The 15,250-nt window shown below is 65.7% G+C and carries 13 protein-coding genes and 1 pseudogene; 4 read left to right on the top strand and 10 right to left on the bottom strand.

Going from position 1 to position 15,250, the window contains the following annotated elements; translation table 11 throughout:
• Nucleotides 1-78 precede the first annotated feature (78 nt).
• From ACW177_RS04335 to ku, 3 genes are all read left to right on the top strand, one after another.
• Complete coding sequence (locus ACW177_RS04335; protein ID WP_492027415.1) at nucleotides 79-1,212, top strand: glycosyltransferase family 4 protein; 1,134 nt, start codon at nucleotides 79-81, stop codon at nucleotides 1,210-1,212.
• A gap of 146 nt (nucleotides 1,213-1,358) precedes the next feature.
• Nucleotides 1,359-3,506 (top strand): amylo-alpha-1,6-glucosidase, encoded by a 2,148-nt coding sequence (locus ACW177_RS04330; RefSeq protein ID WP_492027414.1) that lies wholly within the window; start codon nucleotides 1,359-1,361, stop codon nucleotides 3,504-3,506.
• A 73-nt stretch (nucleotides 3,507-3,579) separates the two neighbouring features.
• Nucleotides 3,580-4,395 carry a non-homologous end joining protein Ku gene (ku, locus tag ACW177_RS04325; protein WP_492027413.1) on the top strand — a complete coding sequence of 272 codons (816 nt, stop codon included), beginning with the start codon at nucleotides 3,580-3,582 and terminating at the stop codon, nucleotides 4,393-4,395.
• A 108-nt stretch (nucleotides 4,396-4,503) separates the two neighbouring features.
• Here the strand turns inward: ku and ligD are convergent, their stop codons facing one another.
• The 3 genes from ligD to ACW177_RS04310 are packed head-to-tail and all read right to left on the bottom strand — an operon-like array spanning nucleotide 4,504 to nucleotide 8,750.
• A complete protein-coding gene (ligD, locus tag ACW177_RS04320) occupies nucleotides 4,504-7,062 on the bottom strand; it encodes a DNA ligase D (RefSeq protein WP_492027412.1) in 2,559 nt (852 codons plus the stop codon).
• Between the two features lie 18 nt (nucleotides 7,063-7,080).
• Entirely contained in the window at nucleotides 7,081-8,373 is a 1,293-nt protein-coding gene (locus ACW177_RS04315; protein WP_492027411.1) for a PQQ-dependent sugar dehydrogenase, read from the bottom strand.
• Nucleotides 8,373-8,750 carry a DUF2231 domain-containing protein gene (locus ACW177_RS04310; RefSeq protein ID WP_492027410.1) on the bottom strand — a complete coding sequence of 126 codons (378 nt, stop codon included), beginning with the start codon at nucleotides 8,748-8,750 and terminating at the stop codon, nucleotides 8,373-8,375. The genes ACW177_RS04315 and ACW177_RS04310 overlap by 1 nt, the downstream gene beginning before the upstream one ends.
• 306 nt (nucleotides 8,751-9,056) lie before the next feature.
• On the opposite strand from ACW177_RS04310, the gene ACW177_RS04305 reads away from it, so the two are divergent.
• Complete coding sequence (locus ACW177_RS04305) at nucleotides 9,057-9,710, top strand: CerR family C-terminal domain-containing protein (RefSeq protein WP_492027409.1); 654 nt, start codon at nucleotides 9,057-9,059, stop codon at nucleotides 9,708-9,710.
• A gap of 49 nt (nucleotides 9,711-9,759) precedes the next feature.
• On the opposite strand, the gene ACW177_RS04300 is transcribed toward ACW177_RS04305, so the two are convergent.
• The 7 genes and pseudogenes from ACW177_RS04300 to ACW177_RS04270 form a co-directional block, all read right to left on the bottom strand.
• Entirely contained in the window at nucleotides 9,760-10,251 is a 492-nt protein-coding gene (locus ACW177_RS04300) for a chemotaxis protein CheW (protein WP_492027408.1), read from the bottom strand.
• Entirely contained in the window at nucleotides 10,251-11,444 is a 1,194-nt protein-coding gene (locus tag ACW177_RS04295; protein WP_492028071.1) for a methyl-accepting chemotaxis protein, read from the bottom strand. The genes ACW177_RS04300 and ACW177_RS04295 overlap by 1 nt, the downstream gene beginning before the upstream one ends.
• Before the next feature lie 24 nt (nucleotides 11,445-11,468).
• Nucleotides 11,469-11,951 (bottom strand): annotated as a pseudogene (locus ACW177_RS04290) (MCP four helix bundle domain-containing protein); the annotation flags it as partial.
• 25 nt (nucleotides 11,952-11,976) lie between these two features.
• Nucleotides 11,977-12,498, bottom strand: coding sequence for a chemotaxis protein CheW (locus ACW177_RS04285; RefSeq protein WP_492027407.1), 522 nt, complete (start codon nucleotides 12,496-12,498; stop codon nucleotides 11,977-11,979).
• Nucleotides 12,495-14,510: a chemotaxis protein CheA gene (locus ACW177_RS04280; protein WP_492026558.1), complete on the bottom strand. Its 2,016-nt coding sequence runs from the start codon at nucleotides 14,508-14,510 to the stop codon at nucleotides 12,495-12,497. The genes ACW177_RS04285 and ACW177_RS04280 overlap by 4 nt, the downstream gene beginning before the upstream one ends.
• Nucleotides 14,507-14,875, bottom strand: coding sequence for a response regulator (locus ACW177_RS04275; protein ID WP_492026559.1), 369 nt, complete (start codon nucleotides 14,873-14,875; stop codon nucleotides 14,507-14,509). The genes ACW177_RS04280 and ACW177_RS04275 overlap by 4 nt, the downstream gene beginning before the upstream one ends.
• On the bottom strand, nucleotides 14,872-15,210 hold the full coding sequence (locus ACW177_RS04270; RefSeq protein WP_492027406.1) for an STAS domain-containing protein: 339 nt from the start codon (nucleotides 15,208-15,210) through the stop codon (nucleotides 14,872-14,874). The genes ACW177_RS04275 and ACW177_RS04270 overlap by 4 nt, the downstream gene beginning before the upstream one ends.
• Nucleotides 15,211-15,250: the final 40 nt, after the last annotated feature.

Below are 15,250 nucleotides of genomic sequence, written 5' to 3'. Positions count from 1 at the left end.
AACAGCCCAAGCGCGGAACCTATTCGTCGTCCGGCCATTTCACTGCGCGGCCCGGCTTGGCGGGTCGGAGCACACATCATGAAGATCGCGCAGGTCACCCCGCTTTATGAGGCCGTTCCTCCGAAGCTATACGGCGGAACCGAGCGCGTCGTGGCGCATCTGACCGACGCTCTGGTGGATCTGGGGCACGACGTGACCCTGTTCGCCAGCGCGGACGCCCAAACCCGCGCGCGGCTGGTGCCGGTGCGGGACCAGGCGATCCGCCTGGATCCGGCGCGGCTGAAGTCCGATCTCGCCGCCCACCTGTCGATGGTGGGAGAGGTGCTGGACCGCGTCGATGAATTCGACGTCATCCATTTTCACACAGACATGATCCACTTCCCCCTTTTCCGCAGTCATGCGAACAAGACGGTGACGACGCTGCACGGCCGTCTGGACATGAAGGATTTGCCAGGCGTCTACGCGCGCTGGAGCGAGTTTGGCCTGGTCTCGATTTCAGACGACCAGCGCAAACCGCTTCCGCTGGCGAATTGGAAGGCGACGGTCCACCACGGGATGCCGGGCGAGCAGTATCTGTTCTCGCCCAAATCGCAGGGCTATCTGGCCTTCCTCGGGCGGATTTCGCCGGAGAAGCGGCCTGATCGCGCCATCGAAATCGCGACGAAACTGGGCAAGCGCCTGAAGATCGCCGCCAAGGTGGACGCCGCCGACAAGATCTATTGGGAAGAAACCATCCGCCCGCTGGTCGAGGGCAATCCGCTGATCGAGTTCGTGGGCGAGATCGGCGATCATCAGAAGTCGGCCTTCCTGGGCGGCGCCGACGCCCTGCTGTTCCCCATCGACTGGCCCGAGCCCTTCGGCCTGGTGATGATCGAGGCCATGGCCTGCGGCACGCCCGTAGTCGCCTTCCGTTGCGGCTCAACGCCGGAGATCATCGAGGACGGCGCGACCGGCTTCCTGGTCGACACGATGGAACAGGCCATAGCGGCGGCCGGTCGCGTCCATCTCCTGGACCGCGAGGCGGTGCGGGCGCGCTTCGACCTGCGTTTCTCGGCCACCGCAATGGCTCGGCGCTATCTCGACGTCTACGGCGACCTCCTGGCCCGCCGGCCCTTCGCGGTCGCAGGCTCGGGCGCCGGAGACGCCCTGAAAAACGAGGTTACGCCTCTGCGCCCCCTGAGCGAAGATCGAAGCTTCGCCGCAAGCGCCTAGCATCGCCTTACTGGTTTCATGAAGAAAAACAGGCGGCGGAGGTGAACCCTCCGCCGCCTTCGCCATTTGATCACTCAAGCGGCTCCTGAGCGCCGCAATAGGGTGGATAGGCTCAGGACAGGCCTCAAACGACAGGGAGAGACCGCGTGGACGACGCCTACACCACCCAATTGAGCGCAGGCGAAACGCTTGAGGCTTCGGGCCTTGAACAGTTGATAGCGCTAAAGGAAGGCGACACCTTCCTGGTCGCCGACGGCTGGGGCGATATGACCGGCGGCGCGGACGGCCTGTTCGCCGGCGATACCCGCGTCCTGTCGCGATGGACGATAACGGTGGGTCTGCTGAAGCCGTCGCGGCTGTCGTCAGGCGTCAGCCAGGACAATGTCTTCTTCTCCTGCCACACGACCAACCGCCCCCTGCCGCCGATGGGCGGACGTTCCGCGCCGGCCGGGGTTCTGCATATCGAACGGCGGCGCTTTCTGTGGGGGCGTCGGATGTTCGAGCGTATCCAGATGGTCAACCACGGGGTGGAGGACATCCTGCTGCCCCTGGCCTTCGACTTCGGCGCGGACTTCTCCGACATCTTCCAGGTTCGCGGCACGCACCGGGCCAAGCGCGGGACAATCCACACCCCCACCACCGACGGCCGCCGCGTCACCTTCCGCTACACCGGCCTGGACAAGGTGGATCGCGCCAGCTGTTTGGCCTTTTCCGAGCCCCCCGCCCGCCTGACCCATCAGCGCGCCGAGTTCATGTTCAGCCTTCCCAAGGGCCGGTCCATGGACCTGTTCATCGAATGCGGCGTGGACTCCTGCGAGACGCCGGACGCGCGGCGCTGGCGTGAGAACGCCGTCCAGGCCCGCCTGGCCATGCGCGCGAAACGCAGGCGTGGCGCCTCGGTGCGGGGGCCGCGCAGTCCACGGTTCAACGACTGGCTGGATCAGTCGCGGGCGGACATGGCTCTGCTGACCACCGACCTGCCCACCGGCCCCTACCCCTATGCCGGGACGCCCTGGTTCTCGACCCCGTTCGGGCGGGACGGGATCATCGCCGCCTGGCAGATGCTGTGGCTGGACCCGTCGCTGGCCAAGGGCGTCCTGACCTATCTGGCGTCGCGCCAGGCGACCGAGACCTCGCTGTTCCAGGACAGTCAGCCGGGCAAGATCATGCACGAGACACGCGGCGGCGAGATGTCGGCGTTGGGCGAGGTTCCATTCGGCCTCTACTATGGCGGGGTCGACACCACCTGCCTGTTCATCGCCCTGGCCGGCGCCTACGCCAGCCGCACCGGCGATCTGGACCTGGTCCGCACGCTCTGGCCCAATCTGGTCGCGGCCGCCGACTGGATGCGCGACTATGGGGATTCCAACGGCGACGGCCTGATCGACTATCAGCGTGGCGCGGACACGGGCCTGTCGAACCAGGGCTGGAAGGATTCCGAAGACTCGATCTTCCACGCCGACGGCCGCTTCCCCAAGGGGCCGATCGCGCTGCTGGAGGTGCAGGGCTACGCCTTCGCCGCCTGGCGCGCCCTGGGCGATCTGGGCGAACGCCTAAGTGACGACCGCGCGCCCGAATGGCGGATGCGGGCCGAACAGGTCCGCACCCTGGTCGAGGACAAATACTGGATGGAGGACGAGGGCTTCTACGCGGTCGCCCTGGACGGCGATGGCCAGCAGTGCCGCGCCATCGCCTCCAACGCCGGCCACCTGTTGTTCACGGGCCTGCCTTCGGTCGAGCGGGCGCGCCGGGTCACCAAACGGCTTTTGTCAGCCGAGTTCCGCACGGGGTGGGGCATCCGAACCCTGGAGCTGGGCCAGGCGCGGTTCAATCCGATGAGCTATCACAACGGCTCGGTCTGGCCGCATGACACCGCCATGGCCGCCGCCGGCATGGCCACCTATGGCGAGCGCGAGGCCGTCGCCGAGATCCTGGCCGAAATCTACGCCGCCGCCGCCCATTTCCACCTGCGCCTGCCCGAGCTGTTCTGCGGCTTTCCCCGCACGCCGGGTGAACCGCCCATCGCCTATCCGGTCGCCTGCCTGCCCCAGGCCTGGGCGGCGGGCTCGGTCTTCCTGATGCTTCAGGCGACGCTGGGCCTGTCCATCGACGCCTGGACCGGGTCCATAGATGTGGCGGACCCCGTCCTTCCCGCCGGGCTCGAACGGCTCAAGATCACGGGCTTGAAGGTCGGCGAGGCCGTGGTGGATCTTTCGATCCGGCACGTCGATGGCCGCGCCGTCGTCATCCCCGATCATCGCCAGGGCAGGCTCGCGGTTCGAACACTTCGGTGAGCGCTAGATGAACGGTGGCGGTCCGTGGAAACGCCCGGACCTCTGCGGCGTTAGGCCACAAAGGAGACCGACCATGGCCGCACGACCCACCTGGCAGGGACATCTGAAACTGTCCCTGGTGACCTGTCCGGTCGCCCTCTACACGGCGACCTCGTCCACCGCCCATGTCAGCTTCCACCTGATCAATCCCGACACCAACAACCGCATCCGGATGGTGCCCACCGATCCGGACACCGGCCCCATCGAGCGGTCGGATCTGGTCAAGGGCTATGAGGTGTCGAAGGACGAATACGTCCTGTTCGACGATGCCGACTTCGACAAGGTGAAGCTGGAGACGACCCGGACCATCTGTATCGACAGCTTCGTCGACGAAGACGAGATTGATCGGCTGTACTGGAACGACCCCTTCTACGTCGTGCCGGAAAAAGGCGTCGGGGCCGAGGCCTTCGCCGTTATCCGCGACGCCATGAAGAGCGCTGGAAAGATCGCCATCGGCACCCTGGTGCTGCGCGGTCGTGAACGTCAGCTGGCGCTGGAGGTGCGGGGCAAGGGCCTGGTCGCCTATTCGCTGCGCGCGCACGACGAAGTGCGCGAGGCCGACGACTATTTTGACGATATTCCGACGGTGAAGGCCGACAAGGACATGGTCGATATCGCCAGCCGGATCATCGCCCAGAAGCAGACCGACTTCGACCCCGCGACCTTCAAGGACCGCTACGACGACGCCCTGCGCGAGATGATCAAGGCCAAGCAGAAGGGCGGCAAGGACGTGATCGAGGCGCCCGAGCCCGACGACACCAATGTCATCGATCTGATGGAAGCCCTGCGCAACAGCCTGAAGGGCGCGGCGACCGGCGCCAAGCCGGCAGCGAGGAAGAAGACCGCCTGAGGCGGAGCCTTGGTGAATAGTGTTAGTGAGCAAGAGGTGAGCGAGGCGGACATGGTCAGCTCACCTCTTGCTCACTAACACTATTCACTGAAACCGCGACAAAGCCGCCTACAGCCCCATGGTCTTCAGCACGGGGCGCAGACTGACTTCCCCCGCGCGAAAATCCTTCCATGGGTCGGCCTTCTTCAGCAGGACGGACGCGTCGTGCAGGGTGAAGGCCTTGGGGTCCAGCCCCGCCTTCACCTGCCCCCAGGACAGGGGGAAGGCGATCCCCGCACCCGGCCGCGCGCGCACCGACCAGGGTGCCACCGCCGTGGCCATGCGGCCGTTGCGCAGATAGTCGATGAAGATCTTCCCGCCCCGCGCCTTCTTGGCCAGGGTGGTGGTGAACCGGTCGGGATCGGCGCGCCGCACCTCCTCCGAGATCGCCTTGGCGAAGGCCTTGCACTGGTCCCATTCGATGCGGCTGCGGCCGTCGGAACGGATCGGGACGACGACATGAAGCCCCTTGCCCCCGGTCGTCTTGACGAAGGGATGAAGGCCCCGTTTTTCCAGCTCGGCCTTCACCGTCTTGGCCGCCGCAATGACCGCCGCGAAATCCAGGCCTTCGTCCGGATCGAGGTCGAAGGTGATCTGTTCGGGGGTCTCGGGATCGTCCGGCCGGCAGCCCCAGGGGTGAAGCTCCAGCCCGCCCGACTGAGCGACGGCGACCAGGCCGCCGACATCCGTGACGGCCACATAGGGGTGGCGTTGCTGGACATCGATCAGCTTCAGGCGGGGGTTCGAGCCCGGCATGGCGTGACGCTGGAAGAAGGTCTCGCCCTCGATGCCGTCCGGCGCTCGAATGATCGATACGGGCCGGTCGGCGACGTGAGGCAGGATCCGCTCCGCCGCCGCCTCGTAATAGCGCGCCAGATCAGCCTTGGTGATCGCAGGCCGGCCGCCGGCGGCGGGCCACAGGATCTTGTCGGGCTTGGACAAGGTGACCCCGGCGACGACGACCTTGCCGGATGCGGAGGTTGAAGCGGTCTTGGTCTTCCGGACGGCGGGCTTGGCCGCGACAGGCGCCTGCGGATCGTCGGTCACGTCCTGGGCCGGCTTGTCCTCGCGCAGGCCCTTGAAGGCCGCGTGCCGCAACGATCCGCCCTCGGTCAGGCCGCCATGTTCCAGCTCGGCGACCAGCACCGGATTGACCCAGTGGATGTCCTTGCCACCCCGCGGCGCGCCCTTTCCGGTGAAGGGAGAGGTCTCGGCCGCTGCGTCCTTCAACGCCGGCAACAGGATCTTCAGCAGCGGCGCGGCATAGCCCGTGCCGACCCGGCCGAGGTAGCGCAGCCCGTCGTCACCGGCCACGCCGACCAGCAACGACCGAAACCGCGCCCCGCCTTCGGAAGACCAGCCGCCGATCACCACTTCGTCGCGGCCCCGGCATTTGGACTTGACCCAGGTCGAGGACCGACCCGCCCGATAGGGGGCGTCCAGCGTCTTGGAGATCACGCCTTCCAGATCCATACGGCAGGCGCTGTCCAGCACCGCCTGACCGGTCGAGGCGAAGTGATCGACATAGCGCAGCCGCTTGCGCGCCTTGGCCGGAACGCGGTCGATATGGGCTTGGAGCCGCGCCTTGCGATGCGACAGCGGCAGGTCCCGCAGGTCGTCCTCGCCCTCACGCAACAGATCGAAGGCGAAATAGACCAGGTCGTTCGTCTTCTGATCCGCGATGGCCGTTTGCAGGGCCGAGAAGTCCGGCGTGTGATCCTCGCTCATCGCGCACAACTCGCCGTCCACCACGCCGTCAGGCCAGGCCGCCGCATCCGCCGCCAGTTCCGGGAAGCGATCGGTCCAGTCGTGGCCGCGCCGGGTATAAAGCCGCGCCTGCCCGCCCCCGGTCGCGACCTGGATGCGATAGCCGTCGAACTTGATTTCATGCACCCAGCCCGCTCCGCCCGGCGGATGGTCGGCGACCTTGCAGAGCTGGATGGGGACGAAGGTCGGCGGTTTGGCCAGGTTCGCCTCGCTTGATTTGGCCTTAGGCTTGGCCGGCCCCTTGCGCGCCACGGGGCGAGAGGCGGTCCATTGCGTCTTGCCCTCGGCGATCTCCGCCAGGCTTCGGCCCGAGGCGACGGAGGCGTCGATCTCCATATTGGCGTCGCCCTCGCCCGGCACGGCCGCCTCGTCCTTTTCCTTGATCAGCAGCCAGTTGTTGCGCTTCGACGGTTTGCCCCGGTCGGACTTGAGCCGGACCAGAGCCCAGCCGCCGCTCAGCCGTTCGCCGTGCAAGATCATCTTCAGCGAGCCGCGTTTCAGAGCCGCCTCTATGTCCGGCTCCTGGGGCTCCCATTCCCCGCGATCCCACAGCTGGACGGTGCCGGCCCCATAGTTGCCGGAGGGGATGGTCCCCTCGAAGCCGCCATAGTCGAGCGGGTGATCCTCGACCTCCACCGCCAGACGTTTGACCGCGGGATCGCGCGAGGGGGCCTTGGTGACCGCCCAAGACTTCAACACCCCCTCATGTTCGATGCGGAAGTCGTAGTGAAGCCGCGTCGCGGCATGGCGCTGGATCAGATAGGTCAGACGCGCCTTGCGGGACGCCTTCGCCTTGCCGGAGGGCTCGGGCGTTCGGGTGAAGTCCCGTTTGGCCCGATAGGTGTCCAGTCCGTTCGCCATGCCGCCTCGACCAGCCCCTTACTGACGCGGGGCGATCCGCCAAACCGTATTGGACAGGTCGTCGGCGACCAGCAGGATCCGTCGCTGCGGGTCAAAGGTCACGCCGACCGGACGACCGCGCGCCTCGCCGTCCTTGATGAAGCCGGTGGCGAAATCGACCGGCGGACCGGCGGGACGACCACCCGAGAAGGGCACCCAGGTCACCTTGTACCCCGACAGATCCTGGCGATTCCAACTGCCATGCTCGCCAACGAAGGCGCCCTGGCTGAAGCCGCCGCCGAAACCGCCGTCGCGCGCGAAACTGAGGCCCAGAGCCGCGACGTGAGAGCCCAGAGCATAGTCCGGCTTGACGGCCGTCTGCACCAGATCGGGTTTCTGCGGATGAACGCGCGGATCGGTGTTCTGGCCCCAATAGGAATAGGGCCAGCCGTAGAAGGCCCCTTCCCGCACCGAGGTCAGATAATCGGGCACCAGTTGCGGGCCCAATTCGTCGCGTTCGTTGACCACGGCCCAAAGGGCGCTGGTCGTCGGTTCGATGGCCAGGGCGGTCGGGTTGCGAATGCCGGTGACGAAGGTGCGATGGGCGCCGGTCTGGCGATCGACGGCCCAGACGACCGCCCGATCCTGCTCCACCGCCATGCCGCGCTCGCCGATATTGCTGTTCGAGCCGATGCCGACATAGAGGGTCTGGCCGTCGGCGCTGGCGGTCAGCGACTTTGTCCAGTGGTGATTGATCGCCGACGGCAGTTTGGTGACTTCCTGACGCGGCGCGGTGATGCGGGTCTGGCCCGGCTGATAGTCGAAGCGCACCAGGGCGCCCTGTTCGGCGACATAGAGAACGCCGTCCACGAACGCCATGCCGTAGGGGGCGTCCAGATTGTCGATGAAGGTGGTGCGGACCTCGGGCCGGCCGTCGCCGTCCGCATCGCGCAACAGGGTGATGCGGTCGCCGCCTTCAACTGAGGTCTTGCCCTTGGCCTTGATGACGCCGGCGATGAAGTCCTTGGGCCGCAGCTTGGGGGCGTGACCGCCCGTGCCTTCAGCGACCAGAATGTCGCCGTTGGGCAGGACCAGGATTTGACGCGGAATCTTCAGGTCGGTCGCCATGGCCGTGACGACAAAGCCGTCGGGCACGACCGGGGTTTCATTATTCCAGCCCGTCGGCGTGGCGATCTTCATCGCCGGAACCAGGGTCTGATCCAGCCCCGGAAGATCGGGGGTGGCGCCGGTCTGGTTCAGGTTCGGATCGCTGCGGCTGCAACCGGCCAGGGCCAGGACCGCGACAGTGGTGCAAAGGAGTGTCTTGATCATCACGCGATCTCCCGCACGGTCTTATTGGAATAGGCGACCCATCCGGCGACCAGCACCAGAAGCATCGACAGGATCGACAGGGTCAGACCGAAGGCGCCGACCGAGCTCCAGGCGTCCTGGCTGTGCTTGAAGGCGTTGATCAGACCCAGGATCCAGGCCAGGGCCAGAGCGGCCACATGGATCACAGCGGCCCGCCGCGCAGGCGTCCGCCACGACAGGGCCAGATCGACAATGGCCCACACCCCCGCCAGACCGCCGAACACCAGCGCACCGACGATTAGCCAGGCTGAAAAGTTCGACCACTGCATCTGGGCGGAGTTCAGATAGGCGATGTCGCTGACGACCGCCGAAGTGAAAAGGGCGATGGGAAAGGCCATCAGAATTCCGCGTAACGGTTCGATTCGCGCGCGGAAGGCGGATGCGGCGTGCATATGAGGCTCCTCGGGCGTCGCTGACGACCGCGACCCAAATCCAACCCACAGCGGGGTCTTTAGTTCACCGGTATCGGTGGTCCGTTCGCTAGAGTCAGAGCCGACGCAAGACTCGGGTCGGGAAACTCCAGCTTGGGGTGAGCCAGAGAACAGGAACGCCCCCCCAGTCCCATCAGACTGGACACAAAATGATGATGCCCGGTCGATGTGGAGAATTGACTTGCTTGGGAACTCCGCACCATCGTCTGCACAATGAGACATCGGGCAGAAGACAGTGGACGCGAGGATGCGGCGGCGACGCGCGCTAAACTGCTGGACGCAGGCATCCGCATTTTTGCTTCTATGGGCTACGAGCAGGCAAGTGTTCGCGAAATCGCCAAGATGGCGGGCGTGAACGTGGCCATGGTGAGTTACCATTTTCAGGGCAAGGCAGGTCTATACAGCGCCGTCATTCAACGCATTGTTGAACTCGGAGAGGACGCCACCCATGGCATGTTATACTCGTTCCGGACCTTCTTGACCGATCCCGAACCAAATCCGCAAAGGGCCGCAGAGATGGCGCAATCTCTGCTCCTTTCGATATTGGAGACCACGCGCGACGCCGAGACATTTACCGCCGCACGGATCATGCTACGCGAACAGCTGGACCCGTCGCCCTTTGGGGGAGGGCTGCACGATCATTTGGTCAAGCCTCTGATTGAAATCCTGGCAGGATTGCTTGCCGTGGCTTCTGGCCGGCCCAAACCGGATCGTAGCGATATGGTCCACGCGATCGCCCTTTTGGGTCAGGTGACCGTGCTGCGTACTCTCCGTGACAGCACGATCCGTGTACTCGGCGGCCAGAACGCGACATCCGACGACATGTCCGTCATCATGAAGCTTGTGAAACGCCAGATAGCCGTGTGACGCGCATCGGAGCCGCCAGGTTCAATGCCGAGATCTGGGCTGATGCGCGTCAGGCCGCGCATTCGACGCCGGAGTAGGACGCCAGAGAGACGGTGTCGGTGCTGGACAACAGCCGGGGTAGGTCGATCAGGACGACGAAGCCGTCGTCCCGTCGTACGACGCCGGAGATATAGTCCGAGCGCCATTTGATGCCGATGTCGGGCGACGGCTCGATCTGGTCGGCGGTGAAGGCCGTGACCTCGAACACCCGGTCGGCGACCAGACCCAGGCTCAGGGTCCGGTCCTCCAGCGGGATGTCCAGCACCAGGATCCGGGTGTTCAGCGTCGGTTCGGTCGGCGCCATGCCCAGGCGGATCCGCAGATCCGCCGTAGGCACCCCCTGCCCCCGCACATCCGTCAGGCCCAGCAGATAGTCAGGGCTATTGGGAATGCGCGACGGCGATTGATAGGTCAGGATCTCCCGCACCAGTCCGACCGGGGCGGCGAAGACCTCGTCGCCCAGGCCGAAGCTGACATATTGCCCCTCGGCTGCTTCAGCCATCAGGCGCTCTCCCGGAAGTCCATGTCCTCGGCGTCCGCGCCGCCGACGGCCAGGTCCAGGGCGAAGCCCTTGGCGCGGGCCTGCTGGGCGTGGACGCTGGGCTTGGCCGGGGCCGCCTTGGCGACCGGGCGCGCGGCCGGCTTGGCGGCGGGCTTGAAGGTCGAGGCGCGGGCCGGAGCACGGGCCGGAGCGCGACCGCGAGCGCCGGCGGTATCGGTGCGGAAGAAGGCGATCGAGGTCTGAAGCTCCTCGGCCTGAGCCGCCAGTTCCTCGGAGGTGGCCGACATCTGCTCGGACGCGCCGGCGTTCTGCTGGGTCACCTTGTCCAGTTGCTGGATGGCGTCGTTGATCTGGCTGGCGCCGACGTCCTGCTCGCGGCAGGCGGCGCTGATCTCGGACACCAGTTCGGCGGTCTTGCGGATGTCCGGCACCAGGCGTTGCAGCATTTCGCCGGCTTCCTGCGCCGCCTTGACCGTGTCGCCCGACAAGTTGCCGATTTCGGCGGCGGCCGTCTGGCTGCGCTCGGCCAGCTTGCGCACTTCCGAGGCGACGACGGCGAAGCCCTTGCCGTGCTCCCCGGCGCGGGCGGCCTCGACCGCCGCGTTCAGGGCCAGCAGATCGGTCTGACGCGCAATCTCCTGCACGATGCCGATCTTGTCGGCGATGGTGCGCATGGCCTCGACGGCGCGGTTGACCGCCTCGCCGCTGGCCTCGGCGTCCCTGGACGACTGGCGCGAGATCTTCTCGGTCTGGGCGGCGTTGTCGGCGTTCTGTTTGATGTTGGCCGCCATCTCTTCCATCGAGGCCGAGGCCTGTTCGGCGGCGGCGGCCTGTTCGGTCGCGCCCTGGCTCATCTGTTCGGCGGTAGAGGACAGTTCCTGGCTGCCCGAGGAGACGTTGTCCGAAGCCGACAGAGCGTCGCCCGCAATGGAGCGAAGGCGCTCGATCATCAGATTGACGTTGCCCAGCATTTCGCCAATCTCGTCATTGGTGGTGATTTCCACCGTACGGGTCAGGTCGCCTTCAGAGACGGCCCGCACAGCTTCATTGGCGCCCGCTAGACCTTTGCTGATAATCACCGAGATCCAAACACCTCCGCCGACTGCAACCAACACGGCGACGACGGCGGCGATGATCAAGGTGGTGCGCGACGACTCGTAAAGCGCGTCTGTTTGCGCATCCGCTTCCTGCATCAGCTTTTCGTTCACTTCCACGATGGCATCCGAAGCAGCCTCCACTTCGGAAGCGATGGTCCGACCTTCGCTCAAGGTTATGGCGGCGGCGGCGGCGTTGTCGTTGGCGAGCGCAAGGCGGCGAATCTGATCGCTCAACGGCTTGTACCGCTTCCAACCATCACTCATCGTCTGCCAATGCGGCCTGCCCGCTTCAGACGCGGCTTCGATTCCCGTCTTGAGAATTTGCTCAAGTTCTTCTTCGTTTTTTTGCACTTGGGCGTCGAAGGTCTCCATAAGTTGAGTATCCGAGGTCAAAGCCATGCCGCGTTCGCGACGCACAATCGCACTGAACTGACTTCTGGCGGCCTGGGCTCGGCTAAGCTGGGCGGCGGGGCCATCGATCAAGTCGGCGATGGATTGGTTCAGACTTCCCAGTCTCATCACCGACAGCCCGACGACGCCGATAAGGGTGAGCACAAGGACCGTGAAGGTCAGGATGAGTTTCGCTTTTATGGTCAATCGCATGATTGGAGTTTCCTCAAAGAGCCGGTCAATGACGTGTTACGGACGCGGCGGTTTGTCGGGCGTCCTGGTGTTGGTTGAAGATGGTCTGGAGGTCGGGGACGACGATGAACTCGCCGCCTCGTTTCACCAGGCATTGGATGAACTCGGGCCGCCAGCGCATGCCGACGCTGGGCGGCGCCTCGGAGTCGGCGCGCGCCAGGCTAGTGACCTCGTGAACCTTGTCGGTGCGCAGACCGATCAGGGTCGGTTCGCCGGACAGTTCGATCTCGATGACCACGATCCGGCTGTCGATGGTGGGATCGCCGCGTTCCAGGCCGAAGGCCACGCGCAGATCCGCCAGCGGGATGACCTTGCCGCGGAAGTTGATCACCGAACCGGCGAAGGCGCCGGCGCCGGGCACCGCCGTCTCGGGCGTCAGGTCCATGATCTCCTGCACGGCGACGGCGTGCAGGGCGAACAGTTCGCCGTTCAGCTCGAAGGTCAGAACCTCGACCTGTTCGGCGCCGGTCCAGCCGGGGGCGGTGGCGAGTTCGGTCTGGGTGCTCATATGGCCTCGCGCATCTGCGCCTCCTGCTGCTGGCCCTTGGCGACCAGGTGTCCGACGTCCAGGATCAGGGCCACGCCGCCGTCGCCCAGGATGGTGGCGCCCGAGAAGGTCGGCAGGCCGGAATGGAGCTTGGACATCGACTTGATCACCGTCTGGTGGTCGCCGATGATCTGATCGACGACCAGGCCGATCCGCTCGGTTCCGGTCGAGACGACCACGACCTTCTGGTGCAGTTCGGGCGGGGTGCCGGTCTCGAACATTTCGCGCAGGCGCAGATAGGGCACCAGGCTGTTGCGCAGCGAGATGAAGCTGCGGCCACGCGAGCGCATGTCCTCGTCCAGCGACAGCTCCAGGCATTCCTCGACGGCGCCCAGGGGTATGACGTAGCGGCCCTGGCCGACGCGGACCAGCAGGCCGTCGATGATGGCCAGGGTCAGCGGAATGCGCAGCGACACCTCCGATCCCTCGCCCATGCGGCTGGTGATGTCGATGGAGCCGCGCAGGCTTTCGATGGTGCGTTTGACCACATCCATGCCGACGCCGCGGCCGGACAGATTGGTCACCGCCGCCGCCGTGGAGAAGCCGGGGTGGAAGATCAGCTGCAGCAGGTCATGGTCGCTCAGGACCGCGCCCGGTTCGACCAGACCCTGGGCCTCGGCCTTGGCGCGGACGCCGTCGCGGTTGATGCCCCGGCCGTCGTCGCGGATGGTGATGACCACCTCGCCGCCCGACTGATGGGCCGACAGACGGATGCGGCCCGTGGCGGGCTTGCCGGCGGCGGCCCGATCCTCGGCCGTCTCCAGCCCGTGATCCGCCGCGTTGCGGATCAGGTGGACCAGGGGGTCGGCCAGGCGTTCGATGACGGTCTTGTCGATCTCGGTGGTCTCGCCGTCGGTCGACAGCTCGATGACCTTGCCGGTCTCGCGCGCCAGGTCGTGGACCAGGCGACGGAACCGACCGAACAGGGTCGCGACCGGCACCATGCGCAGCACCATCATGGTGTCGCGCAGTTCGCCCGACAGCCGCTCGATCTCTTCCGACACGGCGCGCAGGGCGGTGTCGGTTCCGGAGTTGGAGATCTGGCTGAGGCGCGACTGGGCGATGACCAGTTCGCCGACCCGGTCCATCAGTTCGTCCAGGCGATCGGCGGGCACGCGCACGCTCTCGGCCGCCTTGGCCGTCTTGGCGGCGCCGGCCTCGACCGGATCATTGGCGACCGCCGCAGCCGAGACCGGGGCCGGGTTCGAGACCGGGGCCGGGGCCGCAGCGACGGGCGGCGAAACAGAAGCGGCAGCGGACTCTACGGAGGCGGGCGAAGCCTCGTCCAGCCCCTCGTCCAGCGCCTCTATCGACAGGTTCATCTCGTCGATGACGAAGATGAAGACGTCCTCAATGGCCCCACGTCCCTGATCCGTAGTCAGGGTCACGTCCCAGGCCAGATAATGGTCGGTGGGCTCGATCTGGCTCAGCGGCGGCACGCGCGAGGCGTCGGCGACGACGCGCGCCTCGCCCAGGTCGCGCAGCTCGCCCAGCAGGGCCAGGGGATTGGCTCCGTTCTTGAAGGCGTTGGCCGGCAGATCGAACTTGATCCGCCAGGTCGTCAGGCCGGGCGTCACGACGGCGGGCGGCCCCGCGCCGTCCGCCTCTTGCACGGCCCGCTCCAGATCGGCCAGCAGGACGTCGCCCGCCGCGCCGTGATCGCCCGACGGGTCCTCCATCAGCTGACGCATATGATCCCGCGCCGCCAGAACGGCCGAGACCAGATCGGTCGTCGCCGCCACCTCGCCCTTGCGGACCCGGTCGAAGGCCGTCTCGCAATGGTGGGTGAAGCCGGCCAGGGCGTCGAAGCCGAACATGGCCCCGGAGCCCTTCAGGGTATGAAGTCCGCGGAAGACGGCGTCGACCAGGTCGCGATCTTCGGGTCGGTCCAGCAGGTCCAGCAGTCCCTGCTCGATCAGCTCCAGATTCTCCCGCGCCTCCACCTGGAAGACGGCGATGGCTTCGTCACTCATCTGCCCAGCACCTTCTTGGCGACGCGCACCAGTTGATCGGGATCGAAAGGTTTGGTCAGCCAGCCCGTGGCTCCGGCGGCCTTGGCGCGCGCCTTGAAGCCTTCGTCGGATTCCGTGGTCAGGAAGACGATCGGCACGCCCATCTGGTCGGGCATCCGGCGCATCTCCTCGATCATGGTCAGGCCGTCCATGACCGGCATGTTGAGGTCGGTGATGATCAGGTCGAAGGCGCTGGCCTTGGCCTTCTCGATCCCCTCGGCGCCATTGACCGCCTCGGACACCGAATAGCCGGCGTTCGTCAGCGCGATCTTCAGCGCAACGCGGATGCTGGGCGAGTCATCGACCGTGAGAATCGAGGCCGTCATTGGGCGGATCCTTCGTGAAACCAGAACTGGAGATCGTCTGAGGCGGCCTCGGTCAGGAAGCCGGCCGCGTCGAGGACGGGCTTGAAACCGGTTACAGGACGCTCAAGAACCAGGGTCTTGCCGACAGCCCGCGCCTGACGCCGGGCGGACTCGATCAGCTGCAAACCACACAGATCAACAGCCTGATCATCAGACAGATCAAGACTGATCTCATCAGAAACATTAAATGCTTCGATTAGGTCTTGGCTTATTGCACTGACATTCTTCAGTACAATCGCCATATCGATCCGCACACGCCTGATCACATTAATTTCCTCATGCGCGTGAAGATTCATTCACGCAACGAAGATCAATGTATCCGAGAAGAGATTAACC

Source organism: Brevundimonas sp. AVps23W, assembly GCF_058681395.1.
This window is presented reverse-complemented; position numbering and strand designations above follow the sequence as displayed.

Coding starts and splice junctions, on each gene's coding strand:
- ACW177_RS04315 (WP_492027411.1), bottom strand. CDS start 8,373: ATGATCAAGACACTCCTTTGCACCACTGTCGCGGTCCTGGCCCTGGCC.
- ACW177_RS04295 (WP_492028071.1), bottom strand. CDS start 11,444: ATGCAGGAAGCGGATGCGCAAACAGACGCGCTTTACGAGTCGTCGCGC.
- ACW177_RS04335 (WP_492027415.1), top strand. CDS start 79: ATGAAGATCGCGCAGGTCACCCCGCTTTATGAGGCCGTTCCTCCGAAG.
- ACW177_RS04300 (WP_492027408.1), bottom strand. CDS start 10,251: ATGGCTGAAGCAGCCGAGGGGCAATATGTCAGCTTCGGCCTGGGCGAC.
- ACW177_RS04270 (WP_492027406.1), bottom strand. CDS start 15,210: ATGAATCTTCACGCGCATGAGGAAATTAATGTGATCAGGCGTGTGCGG.
- ligD (WP_492027412.1), bottom strand. CDS start 7,062: ATGGCGAACGGACTGGACACCTATCGGGCCAAACGGGACTTCACCCGA.
- ACW177_RS04310 (WP_492027410.1), bottom strand. CDS start 8,750: ATGGCCTTTCCCATCGCCCTTTTCACTTCGGCGGTCGTCAGCGACATC.
- ku (WP_492027413.1), top strand. CDS start 3,580: ATGGCCGCACGACCCACCTGGCAGGGACATCTGAAACTGTCCCTGGTG.
- ACW177_RS04305 (WP_492027409.1), top strand. CDS start 9,057: ATGAGACATCGGGCAGAAGACAGTGGACGCGAGGATGCGGCGGCGACG.
- ACW177_RS04285 (WP_492027407.1), bottom strand. CDS start 12,498: ATGAGCACCCAGACCGAACTCGCCACCGCCCCCGGCTGGACCGGCGCC.
- ACW177_RS04275 (WP_492026559.1), bottom strand. CDS start 14,875: ATGACGGCCTCGATTCTCACGGTCGATGACTCGCCCAGCATCCGCGTT.
- ACW177_RS04280 (WP_492026558.1), bottom strand. CDS start 14,510: ATGAGTGACGAAGCCATCGCCGTCTTCCAGGTGGAGGCGCGGGAGAAT.